The sequence below is a fragment of the Ruania alba genome, assembly GCF_900105765.1.
Lineage (GTDB): Bacteria > Actinomycetota > Actinomycetes > Actinomycetales > Beutenbergiaceae > Ruania > Ruania alba.
In genome coordinates this window covers 889823-906656 of sequence record NZ_FNTX01000001.1, presented here as the reverse complement: position 1 = coordinate 906656, position 16834 = coordinate 889823, and the positions used below count along the sequence as shown (strand labels likewise).

At 69.5% G+C, this 16834-nt stretch carries 20 protein-coding genes and 1 pseudogene; 4 read left to right on the top strand and 17 right to left on the bottom strand.

All coding sequences use genetic code 11. From position 1 onward, the window contains the following. Positions 1 to 176 precede the first annotated feature (176 nt). Genes BLU77_RS04235 through BLU77_RS04225 form a run of 3 tightly spaced genes read left to right on the top strand, consistent with a single transcriptional unit; the run spans position 177 to position 3377 of the window. On the top strand, positions 177 to 1517 hold the full coding sequence (locus tag BLU77_RS04235; RefSeq protein ID WP_089771835.1) for an extracellular solute-binding protein: 1341 nt from the start codon (positions 177 to 179) through the stop codon (positions 1515 to 1517). A gap of 13 nt (positions 1518 to 1530) precedes the next feature. Then, the gene (locus BLU77_RS04230) at positions 1531 to 2478 is read left to right on the top strand and encodes a carbohydrate ABC transporter permease (RefSeq protein WP_089771834.1); all 948 of its coding nucleotides are present in this window, start codon (positions 1531 to 1533) and stop codon (positions 2476 to 2478) included. Then, a complete protein-coding gene (locus tag BLU77_RS04225) occupies positions 2475 to 3377 on the top strand; it encodes a carbohydrate ABC transporter permease (protein WP_089771833.1) in 903 nt (300 codons plus the stop codon). Before BLU77_RS04230 ends, BLU77_RS04225 begins: the two co-directional genes overlap by 4 nt. Before the next feature lie 39 nt (positions 3378 to 3416). Here BLU77_RS04225 and dprA read toward each other — a convergent pair whose 3' ends face one another. The 12 genes and pseudogenes from dprA to rpsP form a co-directional block, all read right to left on the bottom strand. Continuing rightward, positions 3417 to 4595, bottom strand: a complete 1179-nt coding sequence (dprA, locus tag BLU77_RS04220; protein WP_089771832.1) for a DNA-processing protein DprA — start codon at positions 4593 to 4595, stop codon at positions 3417 to 3419. Beyond that, positions 4588 to 6153 carry a YifB family Mg chelatase-like AAA ATPase gene (locus BLU77_RS04215; protein WP_089771831.1) on the bottom strand — a complete coding sequence of 522 codons (1566 nt, stop codon included), beginning with the start codon at positions 6151 to 6153 and terminating at the stop codon, positions 4588 to 4590. Before BLU77_RS04215 ends, dprA begins: the two co-directional genes overlap by 8 nt. Further along, complete coding sequence (locus BLU77_RS04210; RefSeq protein ID WP_217632358.1) at positions 6153 to 6518, bottom strand: YraN family protein; 366 nt, start codon at positions 6516 to 6518, stop codon at positions 6153 to 6155. Before BLU77_RS04210 ends, BLU77_RS04215 begins: the two co-directional genes overlap by 1 nt. Positions 6519 to 6668: 150 nt before the next feature. Continuing rightward, positions 6669 to 6974 (bottom strand): DUF2469 domain-containing protein, encoded by a 306-nt coding sequence (locus tag BLU77_RS04205; protein ID WP_089771829.1) that lies wholly within the window; start codon positions 6972 to 6974, stop codon positions 6669 to 6671. Then, positions 6971 to 7744, bottom strand: coding sequence for a ribonuclease HII (locus BLU77_RS04200; protein ID WP_342741443.1), 774 nt, complete (start codon positions 7742 to 7744; stop codon positions 6971 to 6973). Before BLU77_RS04200 ends, BLU77_RS04205 begins: the two co-directional genes overlap by 4 nt. Next, positions 7741 to 8514 carry a signal peptidase I gene (lepB, locus tag BLU77_RS04195; protein ID WP_089771827.1) on the bottom strand — a complete coding sequence of 258 codons (774 nt, stop codon included), beginning with the start codon at positions 8512 to 8514 and terminating at the stop codon, positions 7741 to 7743. The genes BLU77_RS04200 and lepB overlap by 4 nt, the downstream gene beginning before the upstream one ends. A gap of 76 nt (positions 8515 to 8590) precedes the next feature. Further along, complete coding sequence (gene rplS, locus BLU77_RS04190; protein WP_089771826.1) at positions 8591 to 8947, bottom strand: 50S ribosomal protein L19; 357 nt, start codon at positions 8945 to 8947, stop codon at positions 8591 to 8593. Between the two features lie 139 nt (positions 8948 to 9086). After that, on the bottom strand, positions 9087 to 9515 hold the full coding sequence (locus BLU77_RS23310) for a GNAT family N-acetyltransferase (RefSeq protein ID WP_245708777.1): 429 nt from the start codon (positions 9513 to 9515) through the stop codon (positions 9087 to 9089). A gap of 147 nt (positions 9516 to 9662) precedes the next feature. Then, positions 9663 to 10379: pseudogene (gene trmD, locus BLU77_RS23305) on the bottom strand (tRNA (guanosine(37)-N1)-methyltransferase TrmD); the annotation flags it as partial. Continuing rightward, positions 10376 to 10924: a ribosome maturation factor RimM gene (gene rimM, locus BLU77_RS04180; protein ID WP_245708659.1), complete on the bottom strand. Its 549-nt coding sequence runs from the start codon at positions 10922 to 10924 to the stop codon at positions 10376 to 10378. The pseudogene trmD and the gene rimM, both read right to left, overlap by 4 nt. Before the next feature lie 156 nt (positions 10925 to 11080). After that, positions 11081 to 11320, bottom strand: a complete 240-nt coding sequence (locus BLU77_RS04175; RefSeq protein WP_089771823.1) for an RNA-binding protein — start codon at positions 11318 to 11320, stop codon at positions 11081 to 11083. Between the two features lie 8 nt (positions 11321 to 11328). Then, positions 11329 to 11832, bottom strand: coding sequence for a 30S ribosomal protein S16 (gene rpsP / locus BLU77_RS04170; protein WP_089772963.1), 504 nt, complete (start codon positions 11830 to 11832; stop codon positions 11329 to 11331). A gap of 281 nt (positions 11833 to 12113) precedes the next feature. Here rpsP and BLU77_RS04165 point away from each other — a divergent pair, with 281 nt between their 5' ends. After that, positions 12114 to 12974 carry a siderophore-interacting protein gene (locus tag BLU77_RS04165; protein ID WP_089771822.1) on the top strand — a complete coding sequence of 287 codons (861 nt, stop codon included), beginning with the start codon at positions 12114 to 12116 and terminating at the stop codon, positions 12972 to 12974. 3 nt (positions 12975 to 12977) lie between these two features. On the opposite strand, the gene BLU77_RS04160 is transcribed toward BLU77_RS04165, so the two are convergent. Genes BLU77_RS04160 through BLU77_RS04140 form a run of 5 tightly spaced genes read right to left on the bottom strand, consistent with a single transcriptional unit; the run spans position 12978 to position 16774 of the window. Further along, positions 12978 to 13769, bottom strand: coding sequence for an ABC transporter permease (locus BLU77_RS04160; protein WP_089771821.1), 792 nt, complete (start codon positions 13767 to 13769; stop codon positions 12978 to 12980). After that, positions 13770 to 14705: an ABC transporter ATP-binding protein gene (locus BLU77_RS04155; protein ID WP_089771820.1), complete on the bottom strand. Its 936-nt coding sequence runs from the start codon at positions 14703 to 14705 to the stop codon at positions 13770 to 13772. A 1-nt stretch (position 14706) separates the two neighbouring features. Then, a complete protein-coding gene (locus tag BLU77_RS04150; protein ID WP_089771819.1) occupies positions 14707 to 15504 on the bottom strand; it encodes a hypothetical protein in 798 nt (265 codons plus the stop codon). After that, a complete protein-coding gene (locus BLU77_RS04145; protein WP_089771818.1) occupies positions 15501 to 16421 on the bottom strand; it encodes an ATP-binding cassette domain-containing protein in 921 nt (306 codons plus the stop codon). Before BLU77_RS04145 ends, BLU77_RS04150 begins: the two co-directional genes overlap by 4 nt. Further along, the gene (locus BLU77_RS04140; RefSeq protein WP_089771817.1) at positions 16418 to 16774 is read right to left on the bottom strand and encodes a GntR family transcriptional regulator; all 357 of its coding nucleotides are present in this window, start codon (positions 16772 to 16774) and stop codon (positions 16418 to 16420) included. Before BLU77_RS04140 ends, BLU77_RS04145 begins: the two co-directional genes overlap by 4 nt. Between the last annotated feature and the right edge of the window lie 60 nt (positions 16775 to 16834).

The following is a 16834-nucleotide window of genomic DNA, read 5'->3' as shown; positions in this document are numbered from 1 at the left end:
GGACTGGCCGGCGAGACGCCGTCAATAGGCCCCTTCTCGCGCGATTCAGCGGATGTTGACGTTAACAACACACCGCGCTACGGTAGCCCACACATTGTGACGGGGGTCACAACCGAACGTACTGATCACGCCGATCGACGAAAGACGTCGATCGCTGACCACGAGGACGTGGGTTCATGCAACGTAGCTCTCTTGCCCGCACCCCACGGGGTGGACCACTCCTGAGTCGCCGGTCGTTGCTGACCGGCGCAGCAGGCCTGACCGCCGCTGGGGCTCTCGGATCCTGCGCCGCCTCAGGAACAGCCTCCGGGACGCTGCCCATCGCCTACTGGCACCTGCTCTCCGGCCCAGACGGAGTCACCATGGGCGGCCTGGTGGACGACTTCAACGCCGCGCACGAGAATGTCGACGTCACCCAGACCGTACTGGCATGGGGCTCGCCGTACTACACCAAGCTCGCGATGGCCTCAGCCGGTGGACGTGCCCCCGACCTGGCGATCATGCACGCCGCGCGGGTGCCGGGATACGCCCCGGGTGGCCTGCTCGACCCGTGGGACGGCGACCTGTTGGCCGAGTTCGGCGTGACGCAGGAGGACTTCCCCGAGCTGATCTGGGACAAGAACGTCTTCGACGGTACCCTCACCGCGATCGCCCTGGACTCTCACCCGTTCGTGCTCTACTACAACACCGAGATCGCCGAGCGCGCCGGAGCGCTCGGCTCGGACGGGCTGCTCGTGGACGTCAGTGAGCCCGAGGAGTTCCGTGACCTCGCTCGCGAGCTCGGCGCCGCCACCGACGGTGGGCACGGCCTGGCATTCGGCTACCTGGGTGATGGCTCGAACATGTGGCGGATGTTCTACACCTACTACACCCAGACCGGAGCGACGATCGAGCTCCCCGTGGGCGGCACGATGCAGTACGACGAGGAGACGGCGATCGCCACGCTGGAGTGGATCCTCTCCCTGATCGACGGCGAGCTCGGCAACGACAGCCACGACGGCGGTACCGCCATCTCCGAGTTCATCACCGGCAGTGCCGGGATGTTCTTCGGCGGCGTGTGGGAGACCGGCAACTACCGCGCGGCCGGGGTGCCGTTCGACATGACGGTGATTCCCGCCGTCTTCGGCCAGCCCAGCGCCTACGCGGACTCGCACGCATTCATCCTTCCGCACCAGAGCAATCCGGACGAGGAGAAGCGACGGTGGGTGCACCAGTTCGTGGCCGAGACGCTCAAGGGCTCCCTCGCCTGGGCCGATGCCGGGCACATCCCCGCCTACTCCCCGGTGGTGCAGAGTCCCGCCTACGACGACCTGGTTCCCCAGTCGCATTATGCGGACGCCACTGAGTTCCTGGTGTACGACCCGCCGGCGTGGTTCTCCGGGTCCGGTGGCGACTTCCACAAGTACTTCGGCGAGTACATCCAGAACGTCTTCGCGCGCAGCGTGTCGCCGCTGGACGGCTGGAATGGGTTCGTCGACCGCATCAACGCCCTGCTCGCCAAGCCGAGCCCGGTCTGAGGAGGACTCACCAATGAGCGCAACTCCGGTCCGAGCTCCCCGCTCGGCAACCCCAACAGAATCCGTCACTCGCGAAGGCCTGCGCCTGCGGCATCGCGCGGAGAACCTGCGCGGGTGGCTCTACTGCAGCCCATTCCTGTTCTTCTTCATCCTGTTCCTGGTCTGGCCGACGATCTACGGCCTGTACATGAGTTTCACCGGGCTGACCCTCACCGGCGCGAACACCGGCTGGGTCGGGGTGGACAACTACGTCGAGGCGTTCGCCGACCCCGAGGTGTGGTCCTCGCTGGGGAACACCCTCTGGTTCACGGTGCTCTCCTCGATCCCGCTCGTGGTGATCGCACTGGCTCTCGCCGTCCTGGTGAACGTGGGCCTGCCGGGCCAGTGGTTCTGGCGGCTCAGCTTCTTCCTGCCGTACCTGCTGGCCTCCACGGTGATCTCGCTGTTCTGGAAGTGGATCTTCAATCCGCAGCTCGGTCTGCTCAACACCATGATCGGGTGGGTCGGGCTCGAGCCGGTCCAGTGGCTCAACGACGAGAACTGGGCCATGCACGGCGTGGTCATCGCCACCGTGTGGTGGACGATCGGATTCAACTTCCTGCTCTACCTGGCCGCTCTGCAGGCCATCCCGGACCAGCTCTACGAAGCGGCCTCGCTCGACGGCGCCGGCACATGGCGCAAGTTCACCCACATCACGCTGCCGCAACTCGCGCCCACCACGGTGCTGGTGGTGGTGCTGCAGATCTTGGCGTCACTGAAGATCTTCGATCAGATCTACCAGATGACCGGTGGTGGACCCGCAGGCGCCACTCGCCCGATCCTGCAATACGTCTACGAGGCTGGCTTCACCGGCTACCGGCTCGGCTACGCCTCTGCTATCAGCTACATCTTCTTCTTCATCATCATCGCCATCTCCGTGGCTTACACGGTGGCCATCTCGCGTCGGAGTGTGAAGTCATGACCAGCGCAACGATCCCCGCCCCCGCAACCACGCGGGCCCGTCCCCGGGCCGCGGCACGTACGCGACGACGGCGGCCGATGACCACCGGACGCATCGTCGCACTCGTCATCCTGGCGATCCTGGCGGTGATGTGGCTCATCCCGGTGGTGTGGGCGGCCATCACCTCGTTCAAGACCGAAGGGGAGGCTGCGGCCTTCCCGATCACGTTGCTGCCCGAGAGCGGGTGGGTGCTGGATGCCTACGCCACCACTCTCAGCGCCGGTCTGGTGCCGCGCTGGGCGTGGAACTCGCTGCTCACCGCATCGGCGGTCACGCTCATCACGGTGGTGATCTCGGCACTGGCCGGGTACGCGCTGTCTCGGTTCGACTTCGCCGGCAGCAAGGCGCTGCTCGCCGTGATCATCGCCTCGATCATGATCCCCGGACAGATCCTGATCGTTCCGCTGTTCCAGCAGATGCTGGTCTTCAACATGGTGGACACCTACTGGGGTGTGATCCTCCCGCAGGTGATCGCCGCCCCGATGGTGTTCATCCTGAAGAAGTTCTTCGACCAGATCCCCCGTGCGCTGGAGGAGGCCGCTCTTGTCGACGGTGCCAGCAGGATGCGCATCCTCGTGCAGATCGTGCTCCCGCTCTCCCGACCGATCCTGGGCGCCGTCTCGATCTTCGTGTTCATCGGGGCGTGGAACAACTTCCTCTGGCCGTTCATCGTGATCAACAAGTCCGAGCTGATGACGCTCCCGGTGGGGCTGCAGACGGTGATCAGTGCCTACGGCATTCAGTACGCCGCGAACATGGCCCAGGCTGTACTGGCCGCACTGCCGTTGATCGTGCTGTTCATGTTTTTCCAGCGCCAGATCATCAAGTCGATCTCCACGACGGGCATCGCCGGCACCTGATCCGAAGGCGCCGGGCGGTGGTCCGGGCGACGACGTCGCTCAGCCCGCTGCCCGGCGCCATCGGGGTCCGTCCCGGCAGACTCGCCCAGCGAGCTCGAGATATCCGAGGGCGCTGCGCACCCGAGCCTCGGCCACACCACTGGAGCGGACCAGCGCGTCGAGGTCGGCAGCGGCCCGGGCCGGCAACGCATCCAGCACCTGTGCCTGTTCCTCGTCCAGATCGTCGAGCAGCCCCGGCGGAACGCTCGGTGCCACCTCATCCGTCGTGCCGATCGGCGCCGCCAGCTGCACGGCCTCGCGAGCGTCGGTGATGCACTCGGCCCCCTCCCGCAGCAGCCGGTGGCACCCGGCCGACGCCACCGATGTGACCGGACCCGGGACGGCACCCACCGCCCGCCCCATGGTGAGCGCGTGATGTGCCGTGCTCAGCGCCCCGGAGCGCCAGGAGGCCTCGACCACGACCGTGGCCTCGGCCAGCGCCGCGATCAACCGGTTCCGGGACAGGAAGCGTTGCCGCATCGGCGAGGTTCCGGGCGGCGCCTCGCTCACCACCGCCCCGCGGCGCGCTACCTCAGCGAGGAGTCGCGCGTTCCCGGCCGGATAGAACCGGTCCAGGCCGCCGGCCATCACCGCTACCGGGACCCCACGTACTGCCATCGTGGCGCGGTGCGCCACGGCATCGATCCCGAACGCTCCACCGGAGACGACGCCGCGGCCGTGGTCGACCAGTCCTGCAGCAAGGTCGGCAGCGACCTGCTCCCCGTAGCCCGTGCTCGCCCTGGCTCCCACGAGCGCAGTCGCGGGGCGATGGAGTGCCCTGTGGTCTCCGAGCACCCACAAGCAGTGCGGCCGATCCACCCCGAGATCGTCCAGCGTCGGCGGCCACTCCGGTGCACCGGGGATCAGGACGCGTCCGCCCAACCGCGTGATCACCTGCAGCTCACGTCGCGGATCGAGACCCACGAGCCGGGAGGACCAGCGAGCGAGAGCAGCGGACCAGTGCGCCGGGGTGAGCACCGGGTCGAGCCCGGCGACCGCACCGAGTGCTGCCCCCGTGCCACGGCCCCGTGCTGCCCCGGCCAGCCACCGTAGTGCCTGAGCAGCGCCGAGACCGGCCACCACCACCCCGGCGGCACGGTCCCGCGGCTCGGCGATCCGGCTCCATGCTGCCCGGGCCTGGACCTCGTCGTCGACGTCGAATGCCCACCGCTCAGCCATGCTGCCCCCTCGTGCGCAGCGCCAGTGCGGCGCCGATCTCGTCCTGCCCGGGCTTCTCCTGCTCGGCCAGGTCGGCCAACGTCCAAGCCACGCGCACGATCCGGTCCAACCCGCGCAAGGTGAGCACTCCGCGCTCCAGTGCCCGCTCGAGCGTGGCCAACGCGCGAGGATCGGCAGCACGGGCGGCTTCGCGCAACAGGCGCCCCGGTGCCTCGGCGTTGGTCCGCCACCCGTGGTGACGCCACCGGTGGGCTTGTCGCTCCCGCGCACGCAGCACCCGCTGCGCAACCACTGCGGTCCGCTCCCCCGGTTCTCCGGCCGCCAGCTGGGCGCGCGTCACCGGGCCCACCTCCATCTGGATATCGATCCGGTCCAGCAGCGGCCCCGACAACCGCGCCGCATAGCGGCGCATCGCCAGCGCACTGCAGGTGCACTCGATCCCCCGTCCCACCGCTCGTCCGCACGGGCAGGGGTTGGCTGCCAGCACGAGCTGGAAGCGCGCCGGGAACCTCGCAGTGCCCCGGGAGCGAGCGATCACCAGCTGTCCCTGTTCCAGAGGCTGGCGCAGGCTCTCCAGCACCCGTTGCCCAAATTCTGGAGCCTCGTCGAGCAAGAGGACCCCGCGATGTGCGCGAGAGATCGCTCCCGGGCGCGGTACCCCACTCCCACCGCCGACGAGCGCCACCTGCGTGGTGGTGTGGTGCGGATCCTCGAACGGGGGCCGCCGGATCAGGCCGGCAGCCGGGTCGAACGTGCCGGCCACCGAATGCACCGAGGTGACCTCCACCGCCTCGTTCTCGGAGAGATCGGGCAACAGTCCCGGAAGGCGCGCAGCGAGCATCGTCTTCCCTGCTCCCGGCGGGCCGACCATGAGCAGGTGATGGCCACCGGCCGCGGCAACCTCGAGCGCGTGCCGTGCCTCCGGTTGCCCGAGCACATCGACCAGGTCCGGTGGCGCCGGCTCGACGCGTAGGGCAGGTCTCTCAGCGGACGCGGGCAATCGGGGCACCACCGCATCAGTCACGCCGTAGTGCGCTGCGAGCTCGGCCAGGTGGCGCACCGGGGTGACCACGGCGCCCGGCACCAGCCTCGCCTCGTCGGCATTGGCGGCCGGAACCACCACCTCGGGGCGCCCCTGCGCGACGGCGGCCGCCACCGCGGGCAGGATCCCCTGGACGGGGTGCACGCGCCCGTCCAGGCCGAGCTCGCCCAGGTGCACTGCTGCGGCCGGCCGACCTGGATGGCACGCCCCGGCCGACGCCAAGACCGCCACCGCGATCGCAAGATCGTGCACCGATCCCGCCTTCGGGAGCGAGGCCGGTCGTAGGCTGATCACCAACCGGCTCATCGGCCAGGTCATCCCGCTGGCCACGACGGCGGCCCGCACCCGTTCACGTGCCTCACCCAGCGATGTGTCCGGCAGACCGATCACCTGCACGTGCGGCAGACCGGAGGTCAGCATCGACTCCACCTCCACGAGGTGCCCCGCCAGGCCCACCAGTGCGACAGAGGTCGTCCTGCCCAGGCCCCTGGAACCGGTGCCGCCGGCCGTGCCCATCAACCCACCCCTCGCAGGTGCTGCACCCGGGTGGGGGCGCCGTCCGGCCGCCAGATCGCCACGACGTCCAGACGCAGACCTGCTGGGTGGACCTCGTGAGCGGCCAGCCACCGGGCAGCCAGCGTGCGGAGCCGGCGCAGCTTCGCCGCGGTCACAGCCTCGGCCGGGTGCCCGAAGGTCAGGGTCCTCCTGGTCTTCACCTCGACCACGACCAGGTCATCGCCGTCCCGGGCTACCAGGTCGATCTCGCCCTCGCGGCACCGCCAGTTCCGGTCCAGCACCTCCATGCCGGATCGCGTCAACCAGTCCGCGGCCACGTCCTCTCCGACGCGTCCCAGCTCATCCTTCGCCGCCATTGCGACCACCTCCGAGCCACCATCCTGTGGCGGCGGAGGCAGGGACGACCGGGCCCGGCCGGGGTGCTGTGGATACCGCACCATCGCGGCGTCCCTGTGGACGGGCGACGTATCAGGCTACGACCCGCACCTGCCACGGCCGGTCTGCGGCCCGACCGATCAGCCGGGAAGCTCCAGGTCAGGTTTGGCCAGCTCCTCGACGTTGACGTCCTTGAAGGTCACCACCCGCACCGACTTCACGAACCGGGCCGAGCGGTACACGTCCCAGACCCACGCATCACCGAGGGTCAGTTCGAAGAAGACCTCGCCACCGGCCGACCGCACCTGCAGGTCCACATGGTTGGCCAGATAGAAGCGCCGTTCGGTCTCCACCACGTAGGAGAAGAGGCTGACAACGTCGCGGTACTCGCGGTAGAGCGCGAGCTCCATGTCGGTCTCGTAGTTCTCCAGATCCTCGCTGCTCACCGTTCCATCATGCCCTCTTCGGCGTGCCGGACGGGACCCGACGTGCCCTCCACGCCCGGATCGACCGGAGCCTCAGGCTCGAGCTCGTCGAAGGGCAGCTCCGCAGCGACCGGCCGGGGGCCGGTCGGCAGGGACCAGCTGCGCCGGTGCATCGGACAGGCACCATGCTCGGCCAGAGCATCCAGGTGGTCGGGGGCTGAGTAGCCCTTGTTCCCCGCCCACCCGTACACCGGGAACGATTCGTGAGCGTCCACGAGCATCGCGTCCCGTTCACACTTGGCGAGCACGCTCGCTGCTGCCACGACGGCGCATCGCAGGTCCGCTTTGACCTGGGTACGCACCGGCGGGGTGCCTCGCTCCGGCTGCGGTAGATGCGGCGGCGTGGTCAGCCAGTCGTGGGAGCCGTCCAGCAGGACCACACCCGGTGCGCAGCCGGCCTCGGCGAGCGCGGCCAATGCTCGAGTCCCGGCCAACCGCAGCGCGGCAATGATCCCGACCCGGTCGATCTCGGCGGGGCTGGCGTGGCCCACAGCGCTGGCCACCGCCCATCGCCGGATCGGCGCCTGCAGTCGTTCCCGGGCCGCCGGCCGCAGCAGCTTCGAGTCCCGCAGACCCGCCGGGATCCGCCCCGTGCCCGCATCCACCACGGCGACGCCGACAGAAACCGGCCCGGCAAGCGCACCGCGACCGACCTCGTCCATCCCCGCCACCAGCGGGTAGTGCTCGAGCAGCTCACGCTCAGCCTGCCGTCCCGGCGGCCGTGCGGTCACGACGGATCGGGGACGTCGGCGAACGTCTCGTCGGGGTCGGTCAACCATGTGATGCGTTCCAGGGGCCAAGTGATCACGAATGCGGTACCCACCACGTTACGGACCGGGACGAACCCTCCGCCGACCGAACCGCCGTTGTAGCGCGAATCCTTCGACCGCGGCCGGTTGTCGCCCAGCACGTACAGATGGCCCGCAGGCACCGTCACGTCGAACTCCTGCTCGCTGGGCGCGGCACCGTCGGCGACGTACGGTTCGGTGATCGGAACGTCGTTGACGGTGACGAGGCCGTCATCGCTGCAGCAGACCACGTGATCGCCCGGCAGCCCGATGACACGTTTGATCACATGCTCGTCAGCGTGCTCGGGCAGCACACCGATCCAGGTGAGCACCTGTTCGAACTGGGACAACTCCTGCGGTGGGACGTCCAACCACCCACCGGGGTCGAGAAAGACGACGACGTCACCGCGCTCGAGGTCCATCACGTCCGGGGCCAGCTTGTTCACGACCAGTCGGTCGCCCACCTCGAGGGTGTGCTCCATGGACTCGCTCGGAATGTAGAAGGCCTGGGCGAGGAAGGACTTGACCACCAAGGAGAGCACGAGCGCTGAAACCAGCACCACCACACTCTCGCGCACGAAGGTCACCACGGGGTGGCGTCGGCGCGTCGGTGCCGACCGGTCCTCACCGGACTGCTCCGCGGCGTCCCCGGCACCGTCGTCGGGGACGCTCTCATCAGCGGAGGTGTCCCCCGCATCGCCTTCAGTACCCATATGGCCCCGTTCTCCTCGAGCGGGCCGGGCCCGCGATCACGCTCGCCGGGACCCTGACGGGCCCCGGCGATGCGGCTCAGGCGGAGGGGGTCTCGCGACGCTCGCGGATCTTCGCGGCCTTGCCGTGACGGTCGCGCAGGTAGTACAGCTTCGCGCGGCGCACGATGCCTCGGCTGGCGACCTCGATGTGGTCGATCACCGGGGAGTGCAGCGGGAAGGTGCGCTCCACACCGACGCCGAAGGAGACCTTGCGAATGATGAAGGTCTCACGAACGCCGGCACCGGAACGCGCGATCACGACGCCCTGGAAGACCTGAATACGGGAGCGGTTCCCTTCCACGACCTTGACGTGCACCTTCAAGGTGTCGCCGGCACGGAAGGAGGGGATGTCAGTGCGCAACGAAGCGGCGTCGACAGCGTCCAGGGTGTTCATGCTTTGCCTTCCCGCGGCTGCCACAGGTCACCCGCGCTGATCCGGGCGGCTCAGGCCGCCGAGTCTCGATGGGGCGTGCCTGGGCTGATGATCGACGCTCCCCTGTGGCAGAGGCATCGCAGAGCCCGCACGCGAGGGCCTAGTCTGCCACAGCGCGGCGCCCGGGAGAAATCTGCGGCGCGAGTGTGCGTTCCATCACGTAGTCCGCCTCTACGCGCGTGCCCACGGTGAAACGTCGCGCGCCCACCCGTGCGAATCCGTGCTTGCGGTAGAAGCGTTGAGCGCGTTCGTTGGCCTGGTTCACTCCGAGCCAGACCGACTGGACGCCGCGTCGTTGCGCCTCAGCCAGTGTGGCCGTCATCAGTTCCGCCGCGACAGGGCTGCGGTGGTGCTCAGGTAGGACGTAGCACTTGCTCAGCTCGGCTCCTGCGTCCTCGGAGACGACGGCGCGCACGTCGGCGGCCTCCGGGTGCCCCAGCGCGAGCATCGAGTACCCGACCACGGCCCCGGCCACCTCGGCCACGAGCAGCACCCGGTCACGTGCCCGCAGTGCCCGACGCAGCGCCACGGCATCCAGGTGCTCGGCCACGAACGCTTCCGCGTCCGCAGCGGGCAGGTCCGGTGGGCAGGCCAGCGCGAAGGTCCGTGCGGCCACGTCGGCGACTGCTTCGGCGTCCACGCCCTTGGCGAGGCGCACCTGGGGCGGCGCGTGCCGCACCAGCAGGTCGGGACGCCGTCGGGCGGTGCGTTCGACGGCGCGGGAGCGGCGCCACGTACCAATCCGGCCGTGGTCTCCCGAGCGCAACACCTCAGGCACCTCCAGGCCGCGCCAGGACGGTGGTTTCGTGTAGACGGGGTACTCGAGGAGACCCGCCGACCCGTGCGACTCCTCCACCAGGGACTGCGGGTTGCCGATCACCCCGGGCAGCAGCCGCGCGACCGCCTCGGTGATCACCAAGGCTGCCACCTCGCCGCCATTGAGCACATAGTCGCCGATGGAGACCTCTCGGACGGTGACGTGCTCCTGCTCGGCGTAGTGCTCCGCGACGCGCGCGTCGATCCCCTCGTAGCGACCGCACGCGATCGCGAGCTGCCCGCCCGCGCACACCTGCAGCGCGAGCTCCTCCGCCATCGCCTGGGTGAACCGCTCCCCGGCCGGGGTGGGGATCAGCAGAGACTGCCCCGCTGGCGTGTCCTGCTCGCCGAGCACCTCGTCCAAAGCGTGGCCCCAGACGTCCGGTCGCATCACCATTCCGGCGCCACCGCCGAACGGAGTGTCGTCCACGGTCCGATGCCTATCGCTGGTCCAGTCCCGCAGGTCATGCACGGTGACGTCGAGCAGCCCGTCCTGGCGCGCTTTACCCACCAAGGAGAGCTCCAGCGGTGCCAGGTAGCCGGGGAAGATCGAGACGATGTCGATGCGCCCGGTCACCGCGTGCCCTCCTGCTCGGCGGCGAGCAGCCCGAACGGTGGGTCGATCACCACGCGCCCGCCCGGGACGTCGACCGTCGGCACGATCTCGCTGACGAACGGGACGAGGGTGCGCTCACCGGTCGCTTCTCGGAGCACCAGAACGTCGTGCGCCGGCAGGTGCTGAATCCCCTCGACGGCGCCGAGCAGCCGCCCGTCGGGCCGCTCCGCACGCAGTCCGGCGAGCTGATGCGGGTACCACGCGCCTGGCTCATCCTCACTCGGCGGGGCGTACAGCTCCAGACCTCGCAGTTCCTCAGCGGCAGTCCGGTCGGCGACCCCCTCGAAGCGGACGTAGACGTGCTGCTGCTGATGGCGTAGCGCGGCCACGACGAACTCACGCGTCCTGGTGTCCCCTGTCGTCAGCCGTGCACCGACAGCGAGCCGCCCGTGCGGGTCGTCGGTATGCACGCTCACCCGGACGTCCCCACGCAAACCGTGCGGGGCACCGACGGTGGCGATCCGCACGAGGCGAGGTGGGTCGAAGGAGTTCACAGGCTCGGTCACCTTTCCATCTTGGCCCACGACGGCGACCCCTGACGGTCGTAGCCGTCGCGTCTCACGCTGTGGCGTGGGTGGCTGTGAGGATGCCGGCCCCGGGACTTCTGGGCACAGACATACCTCAGGCCCGCCCCGACGTGCGGGGCGGGCCTGAAGGCGATGTCACCGGCGGTCGACGTCCACGACGTCCACCCGGACCGGCCCGTCGGTGGAGAGCGCACCGATCACGGTGCGCAACGACTTCGCGGTCCGACCCGACCGGCCGATCACGCGGCCGAGGTCGCTGGGATTCACCCGCACCTCAAGCAGCTCACCGCGCCGGAGAGTCTTCGCGGAGACTCGGACGTCGTCGGGGTTGTCCACGATGCCGCGGACCAGGTGCTCGAGCGAGTCGGCCAGCATGGTGGTGATCAGGCCTCGCTCGTGTCGGCGTCGGCCTTGGCCTCCGCAGCAGGATCTTCAGCGGCTGGCTCCTCGGCGGCCGGCTCCTCAGCAGCAGGCTCCTCGGCGGGGGCCTCAGCCTCCTTGGCAGCCGCTTCCTTGGCCTCGGCAGCCTTGGCCTTGCGGAGCTCGGCGTCGGCCTCGGCGGCCTTCACGGCCTCCGCGGCGGCGTCGGCTCCATCGCCCTTGGTCTGCAGAGTGCCCTCGGCGCCCGGAAGGCCCTTGAAGGTCTGCCAGTCACCGGTCACCTTCAGCAGCGCGAGCACCTGCTCGGACGGCTGCGCGCCGACACCGAGCCAGTAACGAGCGCGCTCGCCGTCGATGTCGATCAGCGAGGGCTCCTCGGTGGGGTGGTACTTACCGATCTCCTCGATCACGCGTCCGTCGCGCTTCTTACGGGAATCGGCGACGACGACACGGTAGAACGGCGCACGGATCTTGCCGAGGCGCTTCAGACGGATCTTGACGGCCACAGTGGTGGTCACTCCTGGTTCGTGTGGGGTGAGCATGCCGACCGACCCGTGGGGCGGGGTGATCAGCCTGACTCGGGACACGCGAGCTGTTCGGTGAGAGGGCCGGACACACGCGGGTACAGCGGGTCATTCTGCCAGATGCCAGGGTGCAGTCTCTACTTCGACCGGTGCCGCGGTCGGTGCTGGCACGTGATGTCGCTCACCGACGGTACGCCACGACACTCGCCCATCCACGGTGCCACCGGGTTGCCGGCCGCCCGTCGCGGTAGCCTCTCGCCACGATGGCCAGCCCGTTCCAGCACTCCCCGAACGTCCTCTTCGAGACCCGTGTGGACGCCGTCGAGCGCCTCTCCCCTGCCTTCCTGCGGATCCGGCTCGCCGGGTCCGGCCTGCACCACGTGACCCCGCGCGGACTCGACCAGCGCCTGAAGATCCTGCTCCCGGTGGCCGGGCACGGCTGGCCGGAGGAGCTGCTGGCGGGCCAGCCCGAACACAGCTGGCGGCGCCGTTGGCGCGCTGTCGCCGCCGACCGGCGGCCCGTGCTCCGCAGCTATACCGTCTCCGCCTCCCGCCCGGAGCGAGCCGAGCTGGACCTGGACATGTACTGCCATGCCAGCCCTGGGCCGGCCAGTCGGTGGGCCCAGAGCACCCGTGCGGGTGAGACGCTGTTCCTCTCCGCACCGGACCACCGGCTTGACCGGGGCCAGGGCCACGGGGTGCAGTGGCGCCCGGGCAGCGCCACCCGTGTGCTGCTCGCCGGCGACGAGACCGCCTTCCCCGCGATCGCGGGCATCGCGTCGGCATTGCCGTCCAGCGTCCGGGCCGAGATCGTGCTTGAGACGGGCGACCTCGGCGACATCGACTGGGTGCGGGAGGTGTGCACGGGGCCGGGGCGTTCCGTCGAGATCGTGCACCGGGAGCCCCGCCAGGCCGGCGGCGCCGCTCTGGTGGCCGCGGTGCACGCGTGGGTCGGGGCGCACGGTGCGGCGGCACGCGAGCTCGGTGACAGGTTCTACGCGTGGTCGGCCACCGAGAGCCAGCACGTGGCGCGACTGCGGGAGGAGCTCACCGCCGCCGGGATCGCGCGCAGGCGAGTGCACGCACAGGGGTACTGGAACGACCGGCCCCGCCCGCTGGGGTGATGATCAGCGCCAGCGGAACAGCCGCACCGCCACCACGACGGTGACCACGGCATAGCCGCACAGCACGCCGAGCGGGAGCCATGGCACCTGGCCGGTGAACCAGGCCTCCTCGATGGCCTGGCTCGCCGCACCCAGTGGCGTCCACGTGGCCACTGCAGCGACGGCGTCGGGCATGATCGGGCGCGGGGTCCACAGGCCCGCGAAGAACAGCATCGGGAAGTACAGCAGCATCCCGAACGCCTGGGCGGTGCTGCCCTTCGTGGCGCGTGCGGCGATGATCAGGCCCAGGCCGAAGACGGCCACGGCGGCGAGGACGATGCCGCCCACCGTGGCCGGCAGGTGTCCCATCCTCGGGAGCCCGAAGACCGCCGCACCGACGGTGAGAGCAAGGGCGATGGCCACCAGGAACGTGGTCACCCCGATCGTCAGGTGCGCCGCGAGCACACCCTGCGGGCGCATCGGAGTGGTGGACAGCCGTGTCAGGATGCCCTGTTCCCGGTAGGTCGCGAGCGTCACCGGCACAGTCGTCAGGGCCGGTGTGGCGATCGCCGTGGCGAGCACGGCGGGAAGCATCACCACGATCGTGGGCTGGCCCTGCAGCGGTCCGGGATCGGTGATCACCTCGTCCATCCCGGGAATGACGAGGCCGACCCCGAGCAGGACGAGCGCCGGGAACACGAGGGCGAAGAAGACCGAGCCCGGATCGCGCAGGAACAGCTTCGTCTCAGTGCGCAGCAGCTGCCTGGAGCCGCGGGGGACGATGCGCGCCGGGCGGGTCGGATCGAGAACGGACACCTAGACCTCCTGAGGGTGGATGGCGGTCAGCTCGACGAAGACGTCCTCGAGCGACCGGGTGAGCGTGCGGACCTCCTCCGGGACGACGTCGCGATCGGCCAGGGCGAGCACCACAGCCGGGAGCGCCCGGCGGCTCCCGACGACCTCGATCTCGTCGCCCGTGCGCTCGACGGAGCGCACCTCGGGCAGCTGGTTGAGCTGGACGACCGTCGGATCGAGGTCACCCACGCTGGGGAGGCGCATCCGGAACCGACGGCGGTCCTCCGGTAGGGCGGTGAGGTCTGCGGGGCTGCCCTCGGCGACCACACGGCCGGCGTCGATGATCGCCAGCCGATCGGCGAGGCGTTCCGCCTCGTCCATGAAATGGGTGACGAGCACGATGGTGACACCGCGATCACGGACCTGTTCGATCAGCGACCAGGTCTCCCGGCGGGCCTGCGGATCCAGGCCGGTGGTGAGCTCGTCGAGGATCGCGATCTCGGGATTGCCGATGAGAGCCAGGGCGATCGACAGGCGCTGTTGCTGACCACCCGAGAGCGACGCGAAACCCGAGTCGGCCTTCTCGGTGAGCCCTAGCTGGTCCATCAGGTCCTGAGGGTCGGCTGGGTCGGCGTAGAACGAGGCGTAGAGCTCGAGAGCTTCTCGCACGCGGATCTTCGCCGGCAACCGGGATGCCTGCAGCTGAATACCGAGCCGTTCGCGGAGTACGGCCGGGTCACGCTGCGGGTCGGTCCCCAGCACGGTGATGGTGCCGGCATCGGCATCACGTAGCCCCGCGAGCAGCTCGACCGTGGTGGTCTTGCCGGCACCGTTGGGTCCGAGAATGCCGAAGATCTCGCCACGCCGGATCATCAGGTCGATCCCGTCCACAGCGCGAGTGCTGCCATAGGACTTGTGCAGGCCGGCGATCTCGATCACAGGTTCTGCGAGGGTCATCTCAGGTTCCTCCCATCGTTCGGATCGGCACCGAACGGGTCAGTCGGCGGTACGCCAGAGCACCGAGCAGGGGCAGCACGAGACCGAGCAGCGCGAGGGTGAGCGGATGCCAGCCGACGGCCCCGCCGAGCAGGTCGACGATCGCGTCCTGGCCCAGCAGCGCCGGCAGCGCGGTCAGCGGGAGGAGGGCGGTCCCGCGCCAGGGGCCGTACCGGTAGTAGCCGATCCCGACGAGAAGACCGGCCACGGCTCCGGAGAAAGTGCGGACGGCGTACATCACGGCCGAGGTGGCGAAACCGTGGGTCCACGGTTCGAGGAACCCGTTCCCGGACGTCTCCATGTTCGCCACGTGCACGTGCGGCCAGTCCATGGCCTGGTAGAGCGCCCCCTCGGCGACCATGCCTCCCGCGAGCACGATCCCGTACCCGAGAGCCATGACGGCCGCAGTGCCGACCGCCGCCACGGCGAAGGACCTCCGGGTCATCCCGGCAGCGACGTGCACGGTCAGCTGCGCCGCAGTGATGGTGATCATCATCGCGAAGGGGAACCACAGCGTCCCGTGCACGGCAAACTGGAGATAGGACATCGTGACCGCGTCCAGGCGGCCGAAGATCAGCAGCGCCGCGGCCTCGAGCACCAGGATGACACCCCAGAACCACACGGCGAGATAGGCCTGCATGCCGAGCATCCAGCGCATCGTGCGCCACCATTGCGGCAGGGCCGGGTTCGGCCGCCCGGCGAGGCGCATCGCGCCGCCGGTGAGACCGGTGATGTCGGAGGAAGTGGACGAGCGGTTCATGAGACGGTCTCCGATGAGGCGGTCAGGTGGACGAACAGGTCCTGCAGGCCCACCGGCCCGATCTCGACACCGCTGCCGCGCAGTCGCGCGAGAGTGTCCGGGTCCGGCCCGGCGGGCGCCCGGTCGATGACGGTCACCTCCGTGGTGGGGCCGAGGCTGCGCTCGGAGAGCACCTCCAGCGATGGTTCATCGCGGACCAGCGCGGTGACCTCCGCCGTCCGGCCGGTGAGGCTCACACCCCGCGCCCGGAGACGTTCCACGTCGGTGGCCACCAATGTGCGACCTTGGTGCAGGATGATGACGTGCTCGAGCATCCGGTCCAGCTCATCGATCAGGTGGCTGGAGACAACGATGGTGCGCGGATGGGCGAGATAGTCCTCGAGCAGCGCGTCGTAGAACGCGTACCGGGACGGCGCATCCATGCCCAGGTGCACCTCGTCGAGCATGGTCAGGGGCGCCCGGGAGGCAAGACCGACGACGACGCCGAGGGCGGAGCGTTTCCCGCGGGAGAGCTGGTTCACCGTGTCCCGCGCGCGCAGCTCGAAGACGTCGAGGAGCCGGCCGGCCAGGTCCTCGTCCCAGTTCGGGCGCGCCGAGGCGGCATACCGAAGGTTCACCGCGATGCGCTCCTCGGGCAGCACGTCACCGGACTCCCGGACGAGGCAGACCTGCTCCATCAGCGCCTCGTCCTCGAACGGATCCCGCCCGTCGACCAGGACACGCCCGAAACTGGGGCGCCGTAGTGACGCCAGCAACGAGAGCAGGGTGGTCTTGCCGGAGCCGTTCCGGCCGAGCAGCCCGGTGATCGACCCCTTCGGGATCGTGGCACTGACTCCGTCCAGCGCCTCGGTGCGTCCGTAGCTCGCACCCACGTGGTCGAGGTCGACGGCAAGCCCGGCCTCGGTCGCGTCCCTCATGGAAACACCTTCCGGATCTGTGCGATGAGGTCGTCGGTCTGCATGCCCAGCTCGTGCGCCTCACGCAGCACCGGGACGAGCCGCTCGTCGACGAAGGTGGCGCGCCGGGAGGCACGCAGCCGCTCGCTCGCCCCCTCAGCCACGAACATGCCGACGCCACGCTGCTTGTAGAGCACCCCGTCGTCGACCAGCTCGGTGAACGCCTTCGCCGCGGTGGCGGGGTTGATGCGGTACGTCTGGGCGTACTGGGTGGTAGACATCACCTGGTCCCCCTCGTGGAGTCGCCCTGCGACGACATCGCTACGGATCTGGTCGGCGATCTGCAGGTAGATCGGGTCGCGTCCGTCGAACACGACGACCTCCGTTCTTTGGTTCGTTACTCGACTAATGAACCAGAGAACTAGACATGCGTC

Bases quoted from the DNA above. Each gene is read 5' to 3' on its own strand.
- BLU77_RS04235 (WP_089771835.1), top strand. From the start codon at position 177: ATGCAACGTAGCTCTCTTGCCCGCACCCCACGGGGTGGACCACTCCTG.
- BLU77_RS04230 (WP_089771834.1), top strand. From the start codon at position 1,531: ATGAGCGCAACTCCGGTCCGAGCTCCCCGCTCGGCAACCCCAACAGAA.
- BLU77_RS04225 (WP_089771833.1), top strand. From the start codon at position 2,475: ATGACCAGCGCAACGATCCCCGCCCCCGCAACCACGCGGGCCCGTCCC.
- dprA (WP_089771832.1), bottom strand. From the start codon at position 4,595: ATGGCTGAGCGGTGGGCATTCGACGTCGACGACGAGGTCCAGGCCCGG.
- BLU77_RS04215 (WP_089771831.1), bottom strand. From the start codon at position 6,153: ATGGGCACGGCCGGCGGCACCGGTTCCAGGGGCCTGGGCAGGACGACC.
- lepB (WP_089771827.1), bottom strand. From the start codon at position 8,514: ATGGGTACTGAAGGCGATGCGGGGGACACCTCCGCTGATGAGAGCGTC.
- rplS (WP_089771826.1), bottom strand. From the start codon at position 8,947: ATGAACACCCTGGACGCTGTCGACGCCGCTTCGTTGCGCACTGACATC.
- BLU77_RS04175 (WP_089771823.1), bottom strand. From the start codon at position 11,320: ATGCTGGCCGACTCGCTCGAGCACCTGGTCCGCGGCATCGTGGACAAC.
- BLU77_RS04165 (WP_089771822.1), top strand. From the start codon at position 12,114: ATGGCCAGCCCGTTCCAGCACTCCCCGAACGTCCTCTTCGAGACCCGT.
- BLU77_RS04155 (WP_089771820.1), bottom strand. From the start codon at position 14,705: ATGACCCTCGCAGAACCTGTGATCGAGATCGCCGGCCTGCACAAGTCC.
- BLU77_RS04150 (WP_089771819.1), bottom strand. From the start codon at position 15,504: ATGAACCGCTCGTCCACTTCCTCCGACATCACCGGTCTCACCGGCGGC.
- BLU77_RS04145 (WP_089771818.1), bottom strand. From the start codon at position 16,421: ATGAGGGACGCGACCGAGGCCGGGCTTGCCGTCGACCTCGACCACGTG.